The organism is Noviherbaspirillum sedimenti (assembly GCF_003590835.1).
Classification (GTDB): Bacteria; Pseudomonadota; Gammaproteobacteria; order Burkholderiales; family Burkholderiaceae_D; genus Paucimonas; species Paucimonas sedimenti.
In genome coordinates, this window is record NZ_QYUQ01000002.1 from 3,085,310 (window position 1) to 3,105,292 (window position 19,983).

The window sequence follows — 19,983 nt, forward strand, 5'->3', positions numbered from 1 at the left end:
ATGGCCTGCATTGAGCACCTGCTTAACATCCCCTCTGAGCAGACAAACACCCGCCGCGTTGCGCAGAACAGAGTTTGTCCAAGGAATGCTTATAAAATCAATTTCCGAAGACGGCCATATCAACCAAAGCGCCGGAACGCGTGCCGTCATAGCCTGCCAGCGCATCGATAGATTTTCTGAACTCGTCGCTCCGCATCAGCGTCACGGCTAACGCCAGCGCCGAATCATTCAGGTGAGCGGAATCGACCGCAAAAAAATACTGCTCCCTCGCCACGGGAATGAAATCGAGATCGAAGCGCCTTGCTGCGGTTTCCACTCCGAACGCGGCGTCCGCCATCCCGCTTGCGACATAGGCGGCCACCGCGGCATGCGTGAATTCGGCGCTTTCATAGCCGTTGATGTCGCTAGTCCTGATGCCCTGCGCCTGGAGGAACAGTTCAAGCAGCATGCGTGTGCCAGATCCGTTCTGACGATTCACGAAACGCACGCCTTCACGCGTGAGGTCAGCGAGGCTGAGAATGCTTTTAGCATTGCCTTTGGCGACGAATAATCCTTGCCTGCGGAACGCCAGGTGAATCAGCGTGTGGCGCTTCGGATTCAACCATTTCAAATACTGTGCGGCGGCAGCCTGCCTGAACTCCCCTTCGGGCAAATGAAAGCCGGCCATGTCGCATTCGCCCCGTGCCAGCGCAGCCACGGCTTCCGTGCTGTTACGGTATTGAAGATCGACGCTGATATCGTTCGCGCCTAGTTGCTTCATCAGGGCATCCACCGCAAAGCCATGTGTGGCGGTAATGCGCAGCGCCGAAATGTCGCGACTCAGCAGCACTGCCAACTCGCGCTCCAACTCCGAGGCAAGGCTTTCGAGGAATGGCGAAAGCCGCGCCTCGATCCGTTTGTCCGCCCAGATCAGTTTTTCCGCTAGAGGCGACAACTGCGTGCCGCGCCCACGCACCTTTTGCACGAGTGCCGCGCCGAACTGCTTGTCGAATTCTTTCAGCAATCCCCATGCATGACGATAAGACAAGCCGAGCCTGGCCGCCGCCTGGTTGATGCTGCCCAGATCGCGGATGGCGGTCAGCAGTCGCAGTAACAGGGGGAGCGAAACGGCTAAGCCATTCGCCTGCTTCAGCAGCCATTCAGGGCGGATTTCTATTTTCATATATATGCAATTTGTATCATATTGAAGAGCGGTATTCCCTATGCTACTGTAATTAACAATGTTAAGAAAAGACTTTCATATATGCTTTTGATTTCATATATCTAATGGACCAGAACACCACTTGCCAGGCGGCTTCGCCTCTCACCCTGGCCAAAATCCAGGCCCTGATCGACGCCGGCGCAGCGCAGCCGGGCGGATTGCTCCCGGTCCTGCACACGATCCAGGATGCGACCGGTTTCATTCCGCCAGAGTCGGTGCCGTTGATTGCGGATGCCTTCAATCTCTCACGCGCCGAAGTGCATGGCGTGATTACGTTTTACCATCACTTCCGCACCACGCCGCCGGCGCGGCATGTAGTGCGTATCTGCCGGGCGGAGGCATGCCAGAGCTTGGGTGTGGCAACACTCATCGCACATGCCGAGCAAAGGCTGGGCTGCAGGATGCACGAGACCAGCGCTGATGGCACGTACTCCCTGGAGCCAGTCTATTGCCTCGGCCACTGCGCGACCTCGCCCGCCATCATGATCGGCGACGAGGTGCATGCGCGCGTGACGCCGTCCCGCTTCGATGCATTAATAAAGAAAACCAGGGAGTCGGCGTGAAAATCAAGATTTTTGTTCCACGCGATTCCACCGCACTGGCGCTAGGCGCCGACAGTGTTGCCAACGCAATTGCGGCAGAAGCAGCGAAGCGCGGCATCGCAGTACAACTGATACGCAACGGTTCGCGCGGCCTGATGTGGCTGGAGCCATTGGTCGAGGTTGAAACCACACGCGGCCGCGTCGGCTATGGCCCGATCGATGAAACCGATATCGCCAGCCTGTTCGAGGCCGACTTTCATCTCGGCGGCAACCATGCACGCGCACTCGGACTGGTAGAGGAAATTGCCTACCTGAAGCGGCAAGAGCGCCTGACCTTCGCCCGCATCGGCGTCATTGACCCCCTCTCTCTGGACGACTATCTGGCGCATGGTGGCTATCGCGGGTTGCAGCGCGCGTTGACACTGGGAGCCGCAGAAATCGTGCAGACGGTCACCGACTCCGGATTGCGCGGCCGCGGCGGCGCAGCCTTTCCAACCGGCGTGAAATGGAAGACCGTACTCGACACGCCGGCAATGCAAAAATATATCGTCTGCAACGCCGATGAAGGCGATTCCGGCACGTTCGCCGATCGCCTGACGATGGAGGGCGATCCCTTCATGCTGATCGAGGGCATGACGATCGCCGGCCTCGCCGTTGGCGCAACACAGGGTTACATCTACGTACGCAGCGAGTACCCGCATTCGATCGCCACACTGAATGAGGCAATTCGCGCTGCGTACGACCATGCTTATCTCGGCTCGAATGTGCGGGCGTCCGGTCAGCGTTTCGATCTCGAAGTGCGCAAGGCCGCCGGCGCCTATATCTGCGGCGAGGAAACTGCGCTGCTTGAAAGCCTGGAAGGCAAGCGCGGCATCGTGCGGGCCAAACCGCCGCTACCCGCCATCAAAGGTCTGTTCGGCCAACCGACGGTGATCAACAACGTGCTATCGCTGGCCACCGTGCCGCTTATCCTCGACAAAGGCGCCCAGATTTATCGCGACTACGGGATGGGCCGCTCGCGCGGCACCTTGCCGATCCAGCTTGCTGGCAATATCAAGCGTGGGGGCCTGATCGAAAAGGCCTTCGGCGTCACCTTGCGCGAGATCCTCTACGACTATGGCGGCGGCACCACCTCCGGCCGCCCAATCAAGGCGGTGCAGGTCGGCGGGCCGCTTGGCGCCTACCTGCCGGAATCGCAATGGGATACCCCCCTCGACTACGAAGCTTTTGCCGGACTGTGGGCAGTGCTGGGCCACGGTGGCATCGTGGTGCATGACGACTCCACCGACATGGCGAAACTGGCACGTTATGCGATGGAATTTTGCGCCATCGAATCGTGCGGCAAATGTACGCCCTGCCGCATTGGCTCCACGCGCGGCACCGAAGTGATCGACAAGATCCTTGCCGGCCAGGAGCGTCACAAGCAAATTCCCCTGTTGCGCGACCTGTGCGACACCATGCTGCACGGCTCGCTTTGCGCGATGGGTGGCATGACGCCCTATCCAGTCCTTTCCGCACTCAAGCACTTCCCGGAAGACTTTGGCCAGCCGGCATCCGGGCAAAGCGAAGCCTAGGAGAATGCAATGAACGAAACCATCCTCAAGTACGATTTCGGCACGCCGCTTCGCGAAGCCACGGAACAGGTCACGCTGAAAATCGACGGCATCCCGGTGACGGTCGCCGCCGGCACTTCGGTGATGCGCGCCGCAGCGCAAAGCGGTGTCAACATCCCCAAACTGTGCGCCACCGACAGCCTGGAACCTTTCGGATCTTGCCGTCTGTGCCTGGTCGAGATCGAAGGACGGCGTGGCTATCCGGCCTCCTGCACGACGCCGGTGGAAGCAGGCATGAAGGTACGCACACAATCGCCCAAGCTGCAATCACTGCGCAAGGGCGTCATGGAGTTATATATCTCCGACCATCCTCTGGACTGCCTAACCTGCCCTGCCAACGGCGATTGTGAATTGCAGGACATGGCCGGCGTCACCGGCTTGCGCGAAGTGCGCTATGGCGCTGACGGCGCTAACCATCTCGATAGCAAGAAGGATGAATCCAATCCATACTTTACCTACGACCCGTCCAAGTGCATCGTCTGCAGCCGCTGCGTGCGCGCGTGCGAGGAAATCCAGGGCACGTTCGCACTGACCATTTCCGGTCGCGGTTTCGAGTCACGCGTATCACCAGGGCAAGACCAGTCTTTCATGGAATCGGAATGCGTATCGTGTGGCGCCTGCGTTCAAGCCTGCCCCACCGCCACGCTCCAGGAAACATCCATCATCTGGCTTGGACAGCCTGAGCACAGCGTCGTCACGACTTGCGCGTATTGCGGCGTCGGCTGCGCGCTGAAAGCGGAAATGAAAGGCAACGAGGTAGTGCGCATGGTGCCGCACAAGGATGGCAAAGCCAATGAGGGCCATGCGTGCGTGAAAGGACGCTTTGCCTGGGGCTATGCGACCCACAAGGACCGCATCACCAAGCCAATGATCCGCAACAAAATTACCGACCCGTGGCGCGAAGTCTCCTGGGAGGAAGCGCTGGATTATGCAGCGTCGAAATTTCGGCGTATCCAGAACGAGCACGGAGTAAACTCGATCGGCGGCATCGTCTCTTCGCGCTGCACTAACGAGGAAGGCTATCTGGTGCAAAAGCTGGTGCGCGCGGCATTCCGTAACAACAACGTCGACACCTGCGCCCGCGTATGCCACTCCCCCACCGGCTACGGCCTGAAGCAGACGCTAGGCGAATCTGCCGGCACGCAAACCTTCAAGTCGATTGAATACGCCGACGTGATTATGGTCATTGGCGCCAATCCGACCGATGGCCATCCGGTATTCGCCTCGCGCATGAAAAAGCGCCTGCGCCAGGGAGCGAAGCTGATCGTGATCGACCCTCGACGCATCGACCTGATAAAGTCGCCGCACGTGCGCGCCGACTATCATCTGCAACTAAAGCCCGGCACCAATGTCGCCATCGTCAATGCGCTTGCCCATGTGATCGTAACAGAAGGCTTGCTGAATGAGGCGTTCATCGCGCAACGCTGCGAGGACAGGACATTCGGGCAATGGCGCGACTTCGTTGCGCAGCCTGAAAATTCCCCTGAGACCATGGAAAGCGTGACCGGTGTGTCCGCCACGCATGTCCGTGAAGCCGCGCGCCTGTATGCGACAGGGGGAAATGCCGCCATCTACTACGGCCTGGGCGTGACCGAACATGCGCAAGGTTCCACCATGGTGATGGGCATCGCGAATCTCGCAATGGCGACCGGCAATGTCGGCCGCGAAGGCGTCGGCATCAATCCGCTGCGCGGCCAGAACAATGTCCAGGGATCTTGCGATATCGGTTCCTTCCCGCATGAACTGCCCGGTTACCGGCATGTGTCCGATACCACGACCCGGATACAGTTCGAGGAAGCCTGGGGCGTATCGATTCAGTCCGAGCCGGGCCTGCGGATTCCCAACATGTTCGACGCCGCGCTGCACGGCAGCTTCAAGGGGCTGTATTGCCAAGGCGAAGATATCGTGCAGTCCGATCCGAATACCCAGCATGTCGCGGCGGCGCTGTCGGCGATGGAATGCATCGTGGTACAGGACATCTTCCTGAACGAGACCGCGAAATACGCCCATGTGCTCTTGCCGGGATCCTCCTTTCTGGAAAAGGATGGCACTTTCACCAATGCCGAACGGCGCATCTCGCGCGTACGCAAGGTCATGCCGCCGCGTGCCGGCTATGCGGATTGGGAAGTGACCATACAGCTTGCCAAGCGCCTCGGCTATGACATGCATTACAGCCATCCATCCGAGATCATGGACGAGATCGCCCGGCTGACGCCAACATTCCGGGGTGTCAGCTACGAAAAGCTTGACCGCCTGGGTAGCATCCAGTGGCCGTGCAACGACCATGCGCCCGAAGGCACGCCGATCATGCACAGCGATCAGTTCGTGCGCGGAAAGGGCAGGTTCATGTTGACCAAATATGTCGCGACCGACGAGAAGGTGACCCGCAGATTCCCGCTGATCCTGACGACCGGGCGCATCCTGTCGCAATACAATGTGGGCGCGCAAACCAGGCGCACCGAGAATGTCCGCTGGCATGCGGAAGACCGCCTTGAAATCCATCCTCATGATGCGGAAGAACGGGGCATCAAGGATGACAGCTGGGTCGGCATCCAGAGCCGAGCCGGAGAAACCGTATTGCGGGCCAAGGTCACGGACCGGATGCAGCCGGGCGTGGTGTACACGACCTTCCACTTCCCAGAATCAGGCGCCAATGTCATCACGACCGACAATTCGGACTGGGCAACAAATTGCCCCGAGTACAAGGTCACAGCGGTGCAGGTGATGCCGGTAGCACATCCCTCGCAATGGCAGAGAGAATACCAGCAATTCAACAAGACGCAACTCGACTTGCTGGACGTGGCCGATGGCACGCTCGCTGATGCTGGCTGAGGCCGCCATGAAGTGGGTGACGGATCCACAATCTCTGCCTCCAACCAGCCGCCACGATGTCGCTCGCCTGGCGGTATGCGACCGCAGGCAATCGCACGACGACTTGGCGGAAGAAGTCCCGGTTGCACTGGAGTACAACGGCATCGCCCATGCGGTGATGCTGGCGACGCCTTGCGACCTGGAAGAATTCGCCCTCGGTTTTTCGCTGACCGAAGGCATTCTTCAAAGCAAACGGGAACTGTATGACATCGAGATCCGGCATAGCTCAGCCGGCATCACGGTTTCCATGACGGTCAGCAGCGGCGCATTCATGGCGATGAAGGCAAAGCGACGCAATCTGGCCGGCCGCACAGGTTGCGGCCTCTGTGGCACCGAGCAGCTCGATCAAGTGCTGCGCCCAGTGCCCGCGATGGCATGGGACCGTCCGCTGCAGGCATCGGCGATCCGGCAAGCATTGCACGGACTTGGCGCACACCAGCCGATCGCGCGCCTCACCGGCGCTACACATGCGGCCGCCTGGTGCTCGGCCGAGGGCCGGATATTGGCAGTGTTCGAAGACGTCGGGCGCCACAATGCTCTGGACAAGCTGGCGGGCGCAATGGCGATGACTGGCATGGACACGGATTTCGGATTCGCGCTGATAACCAGCCGTGCCAGTGTGGAAATGGTACAAAAAGCGGCTACTGTCCGGATCCCGGCACTAGTTGCCATCTCCGCACCAACAGCGTTGGCAGTGCGCACTGCCCAGCAATGTGGTTTGACCCTGGTCGCCTTTGCGCGAGGAGATAATTTCGTCGCCTATACCAACGCCAACACGATTGAATCGGATTAAATGAAATGGATATACAGAACCTGATCAAGATGGCAAACCAGATCGGTGCCTTTTTCGCCTCCTATCCGGACGCGCAGGAAGCTTCAAGCGAAATCGCAAATCACCTGAAAAAATTCTGGGCGCCGGGCATGCGGAAGCTTCTGCTGGACCACGTCGATGTGAACCACGGCGACGGGCTTGACGCCATTGTATTGTCAGCGATTCATACACATAGACGCGCCTTGGAACCTTCGACCTGTTAGATCGCGCAACTGGTATCAAGTTACTTGCGGGTCGCCAGACGCGTACTAAGTTCGGAATTTTGTCCACAGTCGGCCAGTGGGCTGGATTCCTTGCGCCTCAAGCAGCTTGTATAGCGCTGCTCCGAAGGCCTTGGTCTCGGTCTCCGTCAGGCATGCGCGCCATTCGCCCTCCTGCTGTCGAGCAATGGCGGCCAATGTCGAAATAACTTTTTCCCCGTCAGTCGTCAATTCCAGGAAAACCGATCGCTTGTCTTCCGCGTGAGGCCGCTTGACTAGCAAACCCTTGGCGACTAGTCGATCAATAACGCGGCTTACCGAACCAATATCGATGTCAATGCGCTTCGCGATGGATTGCGGTGTATCTGCGTCCTGATGATAGATGGTAATCAGGACGTACCATTGAGCATGAGTAACGCCGTATTCGGCCAGTGTACGTTCGAACTTTTTCAGAACCGAATCCGACTGGCGATGTAGCCAATAGGCGAGGTAATCGTGAAGCTCGGTTATTTTTTCTGGTTTGGATTTCATTTCTAATAGTAATTACGGGGCCAATTTCAAAAGCATTTGGCCAGAATCGGACTTACAAGGTCTTTCTCATGAAAGATCCTTCTTGTATCAAGGGACTATTGATTCTTGATTTACCGCTTATAACAGCCCTTACATGGCTAATTATAAGGCTCAAAATGCGCGGAAAACCGAGAGCGACTTAAAATACTTGACTAAACAAATTTGACCTGACATGATTTGTACTTGTCTAGACAAATATAATTTTGGCTCTGTCGGTAGGTTGCGGTTGTCCGGTCCGCCTGGGTTAAGCCCGGTGAGGACTCAATGGCGACAAGTACGCTGCCACGAATGCGGGAGCACAGAGTTATAAGTCGAGCGTCCCTACTCGGGCATGAGGCGGCGAGATAGCCGCCAGAAGTGAGATTTTCAGGAGATATTCATGAGCAATTTGCAGTTGTCGATAGCCGTTGGAAACTATGATCGCGTGCGGCCCCTGTTTAGTGGCCGTACCCAGATTGATGGCGTGGATCCAGTTTTCATGGCGTTGTCGCCCGAAGAAATATTTTTTCGAGCATTTCGCAATCAAGAGTTCGACGTCACCGAAATGTCGTTCTCGAGTTACTTGATCAAACATTCCCGGGGTGAAAGCCCCTACATCGGTATTCCGGTATTTCTGTCGCGGGCCTTCAGGCATACGGCAATCTACGCGCGCAAGGATCGCATCCATCAACCTGCCGATCTGAAGGGCAAGAGAATCGGTATCCCTGAATACCAACTGACTGCACTGGTGTGGGCGCGCGCCATTTTGATGGATGATTACGGGGTCAATCCGGCAGATGTGACATGGGTATTGGGTGGCATCGATGAACCTGGTCGCATTGAGAAAATCAAGTTGGAGCTCCCCCCTAACGTCCGACTGGAGCATGCCCCCGAGGGAGAAACCATCTCCTCACTGCTGGATCAGGGTGCGATCGATGGCTTCATTGCCCCGCGAGCACCGAGCGGTGCTGCGATCAAAAACCCCAACGTGGGCTGGCTATTTGATGATCCAACCGCGGTCGCAAAAGACTACTTCAAGCGTACAGAAATCTTTCCAATCATGCACGTACTAGGTGTCCGCAAAGAGATCGCCGCCAAACATCCATGGCTGCCGGGGGCGCTGTTCAAAGCGTTCGAAGAAGCCAAGACAGTGGCGTTGGAAAGTTTGAGTGAAACGTCGGCAACCAAGATCACGCTCCCTTTTGTAGAAGAGCAGTTAAAGGCCGCACGGAACTTGATGGGATTTGATTTCTGGTCCTATGGCGTGGCAAAGAACCTGCCGACGCTGGAAACCTTCGTTCGGCAGCACCATGCCCAAGGGCTGTCAGCGCGCCGGATGAGTATCGACGAAATATTTCATCCAGCCACGTACGAAGGCTTCAAGATCTGAGTGCGGCACCTGGGGCCGCAATGATAGGCCATTTTCCCTTGTGCCCTCAGCCGGAAAAAAACCAGGCAGTTCAGCAGTCCGCGCGTAATTGATGGCAGTGAATTGCCGCGTAACGGCACAACAAAACCATCTATTTGTCCAGACAAGTTTCATACATGCAATCCCGTAAGAAAAAGGAGATACCCAATGATCAACTGGTCTGATTTTCAAGAACTTTGCAAAAAGCAACTGGAGATGTGCAAGGTCAAACCTGGTGAAACCGTCATCGTTTTATCACAAGGCAATGACCGTTTGGACTATGCCGATGCTTTTGTCGCGGCCGCGCGAAAGCTGGGGGCAGAGAGCTTCAATGTACGGCTGGGTAACACCGCTTCGGTACTGAACGGTCCGGCGCTTACGGAGGTTGGCATCAATCCGCTGGTCGGCAATAAGGCCGCTATTGAAGCGCTAAAGAAAGCCGACCTGGTCATTGATCTGGTATTCCTGTTATGGTCCGACGAACAACATCAGATCCAGAAGGCCGGAGCGCGCGTACTCACTTGCATTGAGCCACCGGAGCTTTTGAAGCAGATGTTCCCTACCGAGGATCAACGCCGCCGTGTGGAATTGAGCCACGACCTGCTCAAAGCTGCTAAAAAGATGCACATCACCAGCAAGGCAGGCACTGACGTCACATATGATCTGGGGCATTTCCCAGTGGTGAGTCAGTACGGTTACACCGACGAGCCTGGACGCTGGGACATGTGGCCGAGTGGCTTCCTGTTCACCGCCGGCGCACCTACAGGCGTCAACGGCAAGGTGGTCATCGATGCTGGCGACATCATCGCCGCACCATTCCGAAGCTACGTGAACACCCCCATTCATGTGACCATTCGCGAGGGCATGATCACTGCGATTGAAGGCGGTGTTGATGCAGAGATGATGCGCTCCTACCTGTCGGGTTTCAACGATCCGCGCGCCTATGGCATCTCCCACATTGGCTGGGGCATCAATGAAAACGTGAACTGGACCACGATGAAGCAAACATTGCGCAGCCTGTCTCAGGAGGCGCGGGCCTTCTACGGCAACGTCATGTTTGCAACCGGCCCCAACACTGAACTTGGTGGTGATAACGACACCCCTGCCCACATGGATATCCCGCTTCGCAACTGTAGCGTGTTCCTGGATGAAAAACCAATCCTGGTGGACGGTGAATTCACCGTTCCCGAGTTAATCGTCAAACATTGATTCTAATTAATCTAAGGAGACAAGATGAACACAGCAACCGCACACGCCTTCCCGACAGTTGAAGGCTTTGATCCGCTCTCGGAAGAGTTTCTGAACAACCCGGTACCGATGATCCAGAAGGCGCAAGAGCAAGCGCCGGTGTTCTATCACGAACCTCTCAAGATGTGGGTAATCACGCACTATAGCGACATCTGCAATGCGGCGCGCGATTACGAAACATTTTCGTCCAAGGCTTTGGGTCTGATCCCGCCTCCGGATGATCTGGCGCATCGCGTGCCTCCCGATGCAGAGAAAGAGTTGTTCGTCGCGATTGATCCGCCCGAGCATACCGGTTCTCGCATGTCGGTGGCGCCGTTCTTCACGGCGCGCGCTGTGGCCAAGATGGAACAGCCTTCCCGTGAAATCGCCAATCGTCTGATCGACCAGTTCATCGCCAAAGGCAGTTGCGACTTCATGTATGACTATGCGTATCCATTTTCGCTGGAAGTCATCATGCAGCTGCTTGGCATTCCGACCGAACGTGCCGCCGATTACCGTCAGTGGACTGCAGATTTATTCTCTGTATTTTCACCCAAGTCCATGACCAAGCCCATGGCCGAAGACGAGCTACGCGAACGCTGGACCCGATTGATCGAGTGCTTCGAATTCTTTGATGCCTTGGCCAAAGACCGTGAAGCGAATCCCCGTGATGATGTGCTCACCAAAATGATGCAGGCCAAAGGTCCCGACGGTCAGCCCTTAGTGAACCGCTCACGTATCCTGCGCCACATTAATGAATTGGTGGCCGCCGGAAATGACACGACGCCTAATTTGATGGGGGCAATGTTCCAGTTGCTGGAAGAAAATCCCGATCAGTGGGACGACCTGCGACAGCACCCGGAGTTGATGAGCGGCGCCGTGGAAGAAACGCTACGCCGCCGTGGCACGTCACCCGGGCTGTTCCGCATCACCACGCGCGACGTGGAGATGGGTGGCACCACCATCCCTGAGGGCGAAATCGTTTGGCTGCTGTTTACCGCCGGCGGTCTGGACGCACAGAAATTTCCCAATCCAGAGAAGTTTGACATCCGTCGCGCGAACGCGGTGGAGCACTTGGCCTTCGGCCATGGCCGGCACATGTGCCTGGGTAATCCGCTAGCGCGGCTGGAAATCAAAGTGGGCATGGAAGAGTTCTTCCGCCGCATTCCCGATGCACATATCGTCAAGAACCAAAAGCTGACTTATCTGCCGGTGCTGACGGTGCTGGCACTGGAAAAGCTGATGGTCGAATGGGACCCGAAGAAAGTCCCGGCCTAAGCACACAGCGAGGAGATACAACATGTCCACTTCATTGAACACGCTAATTGTCGAGCGGGTTGAGCTCGCCACACCCGAGGTCATCGCCGTCGACCTGGTCGACGCAAGCGGCGCGACGCTACCTGTCTGGGAGCCTGGCGCACACATCGATCTGCATCTGCCATCGGGCACCATACGCCAATATTCCTTGTGCGGAGACCCAGCTGATCGCCAGCGTTACCGCGTGGGTATTCTGCGAGACGCCAACGGCCGTGGCGGATCTATCGAGGCGCACGAAACCTTGGCACCCGGCGTGGCTGTGCAGGTCAGCGTGCCGCGAAACCACTTTGCACTGAAAGAAGCGTCCGCCTATCTATTCGTTGCCGGTGGCATTGGTGTGACGCCACTGCTCCCGATGCTGCGCGCTGTCCATGCTGCAGGCACCCCCTGGCAGCTGGTGTATGGCGGCCGCACGCGCGAAAGTATGGCATTTGTCGAGGAATTGGCCCAATACCCAGCCAAACGGGTGAGCTTGCTGCCGCAGGACAGCAGCGGCCTGATCGATCTGGCAGGGCTAGTGGCGCACGTCGCTGCGGGCACGGCGCTATACAGCTGCGGCCCAGGTCCCATGCTGAACGCACTGGAGCAGGTCTGTATGGAGGCGGGAAAGAGTGCACAACTGCATATCGAACGCTTCTCGGCACCAACGACGCAAAAGCAGGATGGAGGCGGAGAGCAGCGTGCATTCAAGGTCGAATTGGCAAAAAGCGGCCTGACGCTGGACGTGGCGGCCGGCCAGAGCCTGAAAGCGACGCTGGTAAAGGCAGCGATCCCTGTCCCCTTCTCGTGCGAGGAAGGTTACTGCGGCAGCTGCGAGACGCGCGTCATCGGCGGTGAGCCTGAACACCACGACAGTGTACTGACGCCGGAAGAACGCGAGGAAGGGAAATTCATGATGGTCTGCGTGGGGCGTTGCAAGTCTGACCTGCTGGTGCTTGACCTCTGAGCACGCAAGCCCACTTACACACTCACCGAAACAAGGAATGAACGATGCGATTCAAGAACCAAGTTGCAGCAATTACGGGTGCCGGGCGCGGCATCGGCCTGGCTACGGCAAAAAAACTCGCTGCCGAAGGCGCTGCCGTTGCCTTGCTGGACATTGACGGCGATGCTGCCACCGCCGGCGCGCGCGAGATTGAAAAAATGGGCGGACGCGCTGTAGGACTAACCCTTGATGTGACTGATGAGGCAGGTATCGGGCAGGCTATGGAAGCCGTCGCGGCCAGGCTCGGCGCCATTGACATTCTGGTCAACAATGCCGGCTTTTATCCGCATATTCCCCTTGAAAGCATGTCGTACGCAGACTGGCGCAAGATCATGGCGATCAACCTTGACAGCACATTTCTATGCACGCGGGCCGTGTTCAGGGCCATGAAGGCAATGAGATACGGTCGTATCGTCAACCTGTCTTCTGCCGTTGTGTTCACCGGTCTGACGGGTGTCAGCGCCTATGCGGCCTCCAAGGCCGGTGTAATCGGTTTCACGCGTGTCGTCGCCACGGAGGGCGGTCCATTTGGCATCACCGCCAACCTGGTCGCTCCGGGATTGATCGAAACCGAAGGTGTCATGGAGCAAATCGCGGAGCACTTCGACGATGTGTTACCGTTGCAGATGATCAAGCGCCGCGGAAAGACCGATGACATCACGGAAGCAATTGCCTATTTGGCAAGCCCCGATGCAGGCTTTGTCACCGGACAGACTGTCGGTGTCAACGGCGGCATGTACTATAAATAGACAGGAACACTGATATGCCTCTTCTCAGACTAGCATGCGCGAAGCACCCTACACCTGAGCAGCGCAAACGACTTATCCAGCGTCTGACGAGTACCATCGTCGAGGAACTGGGTGTGCCGGTCTCCTCGGTGAATGTCTTGATCGAGGAAGTGCCACCCTCCCATTGGGGCGTAGGTGGCGTCGGGCTGGACGAGATCTTCTCAGCCCATGATCGTCCAGCGCGGAACCACACATCATGAGCGATGCCAAGCGCAGTGCTTCAATGCCGGCGGGCGCGGTGCAGCGCCGCGCTCAGAACGGCAAGGTGGGCCTGAGTGCGCTGGATTGGCCCGGCCAGGCGCCCGCGGTGCTTATCGTACCGGGGATTACCAGCCCGGCCGCCACTTGGGCCTTCGTGGTCGAGGCGCTGAAATTACCGAATCGGGTGATCGTGCTCGACTCGCGAGGCCGCGGACTTTCGGACGCTCCGGAAACTGGATATGCGTTGGACGACTATGCCGCTGACTTGCGCGTCTGGTGCGAACAGCTCCAACTGGAGAGCCCCATCTTGTTGGGTCACTCGATGGGAGCGCGCATCGTAGCCCATTTCGATGTGCTTTGGCCGGGTCTCGCAGGCCGGCTGATCGTGGTCGATCCACCGCTATCAGGTCATGACGGGGCGCCCTATCCGATACCACTGAATTTTTATATCGAGGGCATTCGTAGTGCGTCCGCGGGCGCAACGCTGGAATCTATGCGCAAGAGTGCACCAAGCTGGAGCGATGCACGTTTGCTCGATCGCCTGCAGTGGCTGCCGACCTGTTCGGAGAAAGCCGTTGAAGCATCGTGGCGCATGTTTCACCAGGAGGATTTTTTCCTGTCATGGAAAGTGGTCAATGCGCGAAGTCATCTGATCTTCGGTGAAAACAGCCAAGTCGTGACCGCACAAGGTGCGGCGGAACTTCAGCAGGCCTTGCCGAGCGCCGATTACATCCGGATTCCGGGCGCAGGTCACATGATCCCGTGGGATAACCTTCCGGCATTCACAGAAGCCGTCCGGCACATCGTTCTGTCATCAACCTCTAACAGTTAACCATGAATCAAGATAACAAGATCTCCGACGAGGAATTCTTTCGTCAACGCGGCTTTGGCATGCCGATCGGCTTTGGAAGCAAGCCAGTCATCATTGTGGTCGACCTCGCCAAGGGCTTCACCGACCCGGGTCGTCCGTTTGGCTCCAATCTCGACATCCAGGTGGACGCCACCAATCAACTGCTCGATGTCGCTCACGAAAAACACATCCCGGTCATCCTCACCGCGGTGCGATACGACGACGACCAACTGCGAGACGCAGGCATCTGGGCCATCAAGCAAAAAGGCGCGTCCAGCTTGAAGGCCGGCGGCGACGGACACGAGATTGATGCACGCATCCACAGGTCATCGACCGACTCCATGCTGTACAAAAAATATGCCTCCTGCTTCTTCGGCACCGATCTGGTGTCGCGCCTGGTTTCCTTCGGCGCGGACACGGTGATCTTGACGGGAACCTCGACGAGCGGGTGCGTACGCGCCACGGCAGTGGATGCGTGCCAGTACGGCTTCCGGCCGATGGTCGTGCACGAAGCAGTTGGCGACCGGTCTGTCGCGTCACACGAACAAAGCTTGTTTGACCTCAACGCAAAATACGCCGATGTCGTATCGCTGGCCGACACACTGGCGTATCTGAACGCGCTGTGAGCGGCCACCAACAGAAGCCGACATGACCGATCTGGAAGCGATTCTGTCCACGCCAGGAGAAAGGCACGTCAAAAGCTTGGGCAGATAAGAAACAAGTGATGGGGAAAAACGCGGCAGAATGCGGCCGCGTTTACTTTATAGAAGCTAGCGGCGAATGCCACAATCAAAGACCAGATGTGCGATTGCAATCGCTATTCTGTGTGGATGTGGCGTTTTTTTATTTGGCAAATGGCGGCATCGATACAGGTCCCTCGCTCTCGTGAGACGGTTTGCTAAAGCGCATTGAGAAGTCAACCGCCTGCACGTCCTTGACTAAACCGCCAATGGATATACGGTCAACGCCTGTTTCAGCCAATTCCTTGATCGTTTCAAAAGTGACGCCGCCAGAAACTTCAAGGCTGCATCGTCCATCGGCAATCTTCACGGCCTGGCGAATCTGATCAAGTGACATGTTATCGAGTAACACCATCGAGACCCCAGCCCGGAGCGCTTCATTGAGCTGCTCCAATGTTTCTACTTCAACCTGGATGAATTTTGCAGTATTTTTCAATCGCAATGCCGCTTGGTAGGCCGCAGTCAAACTCCCGGCAGCAGCAAGATGATTCTCCTTGATCAGCATGGCGTCAAAGAGTCCCATGCGATGATTTTTGCCCCCACCACAACGCACTGCGTATTTCTCCGCCATGCGAAGCCCAGGGATAGTCTTGCGAGTATCAAGAATAGCGACCCTCGTACCGGCCACGGCATTCACAAATTTCGCAGTCTTGGTGGCCACGGCACTGAGCGTTTGTAGAAAATTCAGGCAGGTGCGTTCAGCGGTCAATAGCTCTCGCGCACCTGCGTATATCTCGACGATTGGCTGATTAGGTTCACATCGCTGGCCGTCCGAAACGTTCCAAACCGCCCTTGCCGAGGGAGCCACCTGTCTAAGCACCTCCATCACCCAAGCCTGTCCGCAAATAATTGCGGATTCACGACAAATGACGATCGCTCGCGCCGTTTGTTGTGCCGGGATCAAGGCTGCAGTCAAATCACCAGCACCGACGTCTTCCTCGAGTGCACGTCTAACATCGGTTTGGACTTGTAGATCAGAAATTGTAATATCCACGCTAAGACACTATCGTTAAAAAAAATCCATTTACGGGGCAGGCCGGCGCTACTCACCAAGACAAGTTTATGAAGAGCGATTCTTTTGTCAGTTAGATATTAAGAGACACCTCTTTCGAGGGGAGCTGAGCTTCTCTTCGACGATTTTTCAAGGAAATTGTCCACTCCTTGCGTCCCATCAGCCCATGAGGACGAATGAGCAAAATGGCACCCAATACAAAGGCAAGGGCTAGCTGCTGCGATCCAGCCGGTAAGCGAATGGCGTTGGCGCCAATGCTGAAACCTGCCTCACCAAGATGCAACAGTTCGATCAGCCATGAAACGAGGATTGCGCCCAGTATGGCGCCAGACAGGCTCTGCATTCCACCGATCACTAGCATGGCTAGCAGAATAAACGTTGTGTCCAGATACATGGAATCCGGTGACAGGAAGCCGGTAAAGTGCGCATATAAGGCCCCGGCAAAACCACAGATCGCTGCGCTCAATACGAATCCGGCCAAACGCACGCGAGTCAGTTCAATGCCAATTGATTGCGCAGCAGGCTCACTTTCTCGTGTCGCTTGCAGAAGCACCCCGGTCCGCGAATTCTGGAACCACCAAGCGCCCGCGATCACGACGACGGCGGCTAGCCATACTTTGCCCACTGTCACTGAGGTCGGAATGCCGATGATAGAACTGGTGCCGGCGGTCAGCGCATCCCAATTGGCAAAGACACTGTTGAGAATCATGAGGAACCCAAACGTGGCAATCGTTGCGGCGATCCCGGAAAGCCTCATCAAGCCTAAGCCAAGCAGCATTGCGACCGCTGCGGAAAGGATCGTGGCAAATGTCAGACTTACCCACAAATCATAGGAATGGCTGCGTAATATTTCTGGTAAGTCTGTCAGCATGATCTCCTTCCATTCCGGATCACAGCCAGCCCAAGCCGCAGCATAAGCGCCAAGACACATAAACCCGACATGGCCGAACGACACAATTCCGGAATTGCCAATAAATGTGTAAATTCCGACCACCGCGATGAGACGAATCAGCATTTCAGTTGTGCTGATAGAAAATCCTCGGTCTCCCGAAAATTCAGCGACCAATACAATCAATCCCAGCGATAGACTCCACAGCAGCGGTGTGGAGAACGCTCGAAGTTTGCTATTTGAATTTGTCATTATGTGCATTTCAAACTCTGTCAATTAATGTCTTCGAAGGGAAAAGACCTTTTGGCCGGAACATCAATACAGCAACAATTAATGTAAACGTGAAGGCTTCCCGGAAGTTGCGAAGTTCGTCGGGGAGGAACGACTGGAAAAGCGTCATGACCACCCCGATGAGAAATCCTCCCACGACAGCCCCAGTCAAGCTGCCCAGCCCACCAACGACAGTGGCGATAAAACCAAACAGTGCCAAAGGTACGCCCATGGTGGGGCTTAAAGCGCCTGTTTGGGCAACGAACAGGACCGATACGATTGCGGCAAGAATCGCACTGAGCGCAAAGGCAGCGCCAATGACTCGGTTGCCCCGTACCCCGAGCATTCTGGCCATACGGAAATCCGACGCTGCGGCGCGCATCTGGATACCTATCGGTGTGAACTTCAGCAGTCCGCCTACCAGGACGAGAAGTAAACCTGTCACGCTGATAGTCGTTACCTGTAACAACGACACGCGAATCCCGAAAAATTCGATGCCTTGGCCCAGACTGGACCACAGATCGATACCCTTAGGCCGCGCGCCGTAAATCATCATCACTGCATTCTGCAAAAAGTAACTCAGTGCGAATGAAGCAATCATCAGGGTGCCAACGTTTGCCTGTCGAAGTGGCTTGAACAGACCATGGTCCACCACCAGCGCCAGGACAATCACGACGACGCACACCATCAGGACTACGGCGGACCAATGCCATCCCTGGTAGAGCATGAATGAGGTCGCGTCGACCGAGGGAACAATGAGTGAATAGGCGCCCACCGTGATGAAATCCCCGTGTGCCAGGTTGATAAGACGCAGTACGCCAATCAGAAGCCCGAGCCCAAGGGCCACGAGAGCATAGAGACTGCCGAGACTGGCCGCATCCAGGATTGTTTGTCCGATATTCATTTTTAAGCCTCTATATCCAATGGATTAGATACGCCAGGCAGACCGAAATACGCCTCACGAATGGTATCGCCATCCCTTAGGCGGTCCGGGGTTCCCGTCAACCTTACCTCTCCACCACGCAGGACGTATATGCGGTCAGCGTATCGTAAGACGCGATTTGTACTTTGTTCGTTGATCAGCAAGGTCAATCCTTTGGTCTCCCGCAATTTCAGCAAGGCGCGATATACGTCTTCTGTCACACGCGGGGCCAAGCCTAGAGAGGGCTCGTCGATCAGGAGCAGCTTGGCATCGGTTAGAACAGCACGTCCGATGACGAGCATTTGCTGCTCCCCTCCTGAAAGATTGCCTGCTGCAGAGTGGCGCCGCTCATATAAACGCGGGAACAACTGGAAAATCGTGTCAAGTTCCTGCGCTACCCGATTGCGGTTGGGGCGCATGTAGGTACCAACCTTCAAGTTCTCCAATACCGACATTTCGGGAAACACATGTCGACCTTCCGGCACCATGCTTATTCCCAATCTCGCAATGGCTTCAGGTGACTTTCCCTGCAAGGGAATCCCATTCAGGCTAATCGAGCCGGATTCTCTGCGACCTGACAGACTGCCTGCAACCGCATTCATCGTGGTGGACTTGCCTGCGCCATTTTGTCCGACAATGCAAACGACCTCGCCTTGGTCCACGTGAAGATTTAGTCCACGCAATGCAGGCGTTTTTCCGTAACTAACGCTCAAGGACTGAACTTCCAGGATGCGGCGGCTCATGACTCCTCCCCGAGGTATGCCGCCATCACAGCTTTATTTCGCAGCACTTCAGCAGGCTGCCCTTCGGCCAGCGTGCTGCCGCCGTCCAACACATGCACACGATGACAAACACTAGTAATGAGTTGCATGTTGTGCTCAATCAGGAGCACGCCTGCACCCAGCTGTTCGGGAATTTCTTTGATAAGTCGCATCAGTTGCTCGCATTCCACATCCGACATGCCAGCGGCAGGCTCGTCGAGAAGTACATAACTTGGCTCACCGATAAGTGCCCTGGCAATGCCGATCCGGCGTTCGTCGACATACGCCACCGTTTCAGCAGGCCTCTCCAATGATCCGGTGTAACCGGCCCACTGCAACATTTCACATGCCTTTGCACGCGCGGAATTGCGATGCATACCGAGCGCCAGTGCCGCTGCTTCGACGTTTTGCAATACCGTCATGGAGCCGAAAAGACGGCCGCCTTGAAAGGTCCGCGCGATGCCCCTTTTGCGTGACAATGCCGGCGACCAATTTGACACTACTGAGCCTTCGAGCTGTATTTGTCCGCTGGTGGGTTTTTGAAAACCAGAAATACAATTCACCAACGTGGTTTTTCCGGCACCGTTCGGCCCAATTAACCCCAGTACTTCCTTGCGGAAGATCGACAAAGTCACGTCAGAGATTGCTTTGACACCGCCAAACCTGACGCTTACGTCGTTTACTTTTAATTCGCTCATGTTTGATCAGATCTTAAAGCGCTCGTAGCTGACTGGTTGAAGAGACTTTCATCAGCATTGATTTCTCGGACAGAACTTGCACAATAGGGGTGTGTGCAAATGCAGAT

20 protein-coding genes are annotated in these 19,983 nt (G+C 56.3%); 13 read left to right on the plus strand and 7 right to left on the minus strand.

What is annotated here, in order from left to right:
* Positions 1-97: 97 nt before the first annotated feature.
* On the minus strand, positions 98-1,162 hold the full coding sequence (locus D3878_RS14375; RefSeq protein ID WP_119786114.1) for a substrate-binding domain-containing protein: 1,065 nt from the start codon (positions 1,160-1,162) through the stop codon (positions 98-100).
* 104 nt (positions 1,163-1,266) lie between these two features.
* Here D3878_RS14375 and D3878_RS14380 point away from each other — a divergent pair, with 104 nt between their 5' ends.
* The 5 genes from D3878_RS14380 to D3878_RS14400 are packed head-to-tail and all read left to right on the plus strand — an operon-like array spanning position 1,267 to position 7,262.
* Positions 1,267-1,764, plus strand: a complete 498-nt coding sequence (locus D3878_RS14380) for a formate dehydrogenase subunit gamma (RefSeq protein ID WP_119786115.1) — start codon at positions 1,267-1,269, stop codon at positions 1,762-1,764.
* On the plus strand, positions 1,761-3,317 hold the full coding sequence (locus D3878_RS14385) for a formate dehydrogenase beta subunit (RefSeq protein ID WP_119786116.1): 1,557 nt from the start codon (positions 1,761-1,763) through the stop codon (positions 3,315-3,317). Before D3878_RS14380 ends, D3878_RS14385 begins: the two co-directional genes overlap by 4 nt.
* 9 nt (positions 3,318-3,326) lie before the next feature.
* On the plus strand, positions 3,327-6,188 hold the full coding sequence (gene fdhF, locus D3878_RS14390; RefSeq protein ID WP_119786117.1) for a formate dehydrogenase subunit alpha: 2,862 nt from the start codon (positions 3,327-3,329) through the stop codon (positions 6,186-6,188).
* Positions 6,163-7,020: a formate dehydrogenase accessory sulfurtransferase FdhD gene (gene fdhD, locus D3878_RS14395; protein WP_233556340.1), complete on the plus strand. Its 858-nt coding sequence runs from the start codon at positions 6,163-6,165 to the stop codon at positions 7,018-7,020. Before fdhF ends, fdhD begins: the two co-directional genes overlap by 26 nt.
* A 5-nt stretch (positions 7,021-7,025) precedes the next feature.
* Complete coding sequence (locus tag D3878_RS14400; protein ID WP_119786119.1) at positions 7,026-7,262, plus strand: formate dehydrogenase subunit delta; 237 nt, start codon at positions 7,026-7,028, stop codon at positions 7,260-7,262.
* A gap of 45 nt (positions 7,263-7,307) precedes the next feature.
* On the opposite strand, the gene D3878_RS14405 is transcribed toward D3878_RS14400, so the two are convergent.
* Positions 7,308-7,790: a MarR family winged helix-turn-helix transcriptional regulator gene (locus D3878_RS14405; protein WP_119786120.1), complete on the minus strand. Its 483-nt coding sequence runs from the start codon at positions 7,788-7,790 to the stop codon at positions 7,308-7,310.
* A 418-nt stretch (positions 7,791-8,208) separates the two neighbouring features.
* Here D3878_RS14405 and D3878_RS14410 point away from each other — a divergent pair, with 418 nt between their 5' ends.
* The 8 genes from D3878_RS14410 (at position 8,209) to D3878_RS14445 (ending at position 15,210) form a co-directional block, all read left to right on the plus strand.
* The gene (locus D3878_RS14410) at positions 8,209-9,198 is read left to right on the plus strand and encodes a type 2 periplasmic-binding domain-containing protein (protein ID WP_119786121.1); all 990 of its coding nucleotides are present in this window, start codon (positions 8,209-8,211) and stop codon (positions 9,196-9,198) included.
* 186 nt (positions 9,199-9,384) lie between these two features.
* On the plus strand, positions 9,385-10,425 hold the full coding sequence (locus D3878_RS14415; protein WP_233556341.1) for a 2,5-dihydroxypyridine 5,6-dioxygenase NicX family protein: 1,041 nt from the start codon (positions 9,385-9,387) through the stop codon (positions 10,423-10,425).
* 24 nt (positions 10,426-10,449) lie between these two features.
* Positions 10,450-11,721, plus strand: coding sequence for a cytochrome P450 (locus D3878_RS14420; protein ID WP_119786122.1), 1,272 nt, complete (start codon positions 10,450-10,452; stop codon positions 11,719-11,721).
* A gap of 22 nt (positions 11,722-11,743) precedes the next feature.
* Complete coding sequence (locus tag D3878_RS14425) at positions 11,744-12,706, plus strand: PDR/VanB family oxidoreductase (RefSeq protein WP_119786123.1); 963 nt, start codon at positions 11,744-11,746, stop codon at positions 12,704-12,706.
* A 44-nt stretch (positions 12,707-12,750) separates the two neighbouring features.
* Positions 12,751-13,494 (plus strand): SDR family NAD(P)-dependent oxidoreductase, encoded by a 744-nt coding sequence (locus tag D3878_RS14430; RefSeq protein ID WP_119786124.1) that lies wholly within the window; start codon positions 12,751-12,753, stop codon positions 13,492-13,494.
* A gap of 14 nt (positions 13,495-13,508) precedes the next feature.
* Entirely contained in the window at positions 13,509-13,733 is a 225-nt protein-coding gene (locus D3878_RS24810; RefSeq protein WP_119786125.1) for a tautomerase family protein, read from the plus strand.
* The gene (locus tag D3878_RS14440) at positions 13,730-14,566 is read left to right on the plus strand and encodes an alpha/beta fold hydrolase (protein WP_119786126.1); all 837 of its coding nucleotides are present in this window, start codon (positions 13,730-13,732) and stop codon (positions 14,564-14,566) included. Before D3878_RS24810 ends, D3878_RS14440 begins: the two co-directional genes overlap by 4 nt.
* Before the next feature lie 2 nt (positions 14,567-14,568).
* A complete protein-coding gene (locus D3878_RS14445; RefSeq protein WP_119786127.1) occupies positions 14,569-15,210 on the plus strand; it encodes an isochorismatase family protein in 642 nt (213 codons plus the stop codon).
* A gap of 217 nt (positions 15,211-15,427) precedes the next feature.
* Here D3878_RS14445 and nadC read toward each other — a convergent pair whose 3' ends face one another.
* The 5 genes from nadC to D3878_RS14470 form a co-directional block, all read right to left on the minus strand.
* Positions 15,428-16,318 carry a carboxylating nicotinate-nucleotide diphosphorylase gene (gene nadC / locus D3878_RS14450; RefSeq protein WP_420799522.1) on the minus strand — a complete coding sequence of 297 codons (891 nt, stop codon included), beginning with the start codon at positions 16,316-16,318 and terminating at the stop codon, positions 15,428-15,430.
* Between the two features lie 91 nt (positions 16,319-16,409).
* Complete coding sequence (locus D3878_RS14455; RefSeq protein ID WP_158592271.1) at positions 16,410-17,477, minus strand: branched-chain amino acid ABC transporter permease; 1,068 nt, start codon at positions 17,475-17,477, stop codon at positions 16,410-16,412.
* A gap of 10 nt (positions 17,478-17,487) precedes the next feature.
* Positions 17,488-18,399, minus strand: coding sequence for a branched-chain amino acid ABC transporter permease (locus D3878_RS14460; protein ID WP_119786129.1), 912 nt, complete (start codon positions 18,397-18,399; stop codon positions 17,488-17,490).
* 2 nt (positions 18,400-18,401) lie between these two features.
* Positions 18,402-19,160 carry an ABC transporter ATP-binding protein gene (locus D3878_RS14465; RefSeq protein WP_119786130.1) on the minus strand — a complete coding sequence of 253 codons (759 nt, stop codon included), beginning with the start codon at positions 19,158-19,160 and terminating at the stop codon, positions 18,402-18,404.
* Positions 19,157-19,876 (minus strand): ABC transporter ATP-binding protein, encoded by a 720-nt coding sequence (locus D3878_RS14470; RefSeq protein ID WP_119786131.1) that lies wholly within the window; start codon positions 19,874-19,876, stop codon positions 19,157-19,159. Before D3878_RS14470 ends, D3878_RS14465 begins: the two co-directional genes overlap by 4 nt.
* Positions 19,877-19,983: the final 107 nt, after the last annotated feature.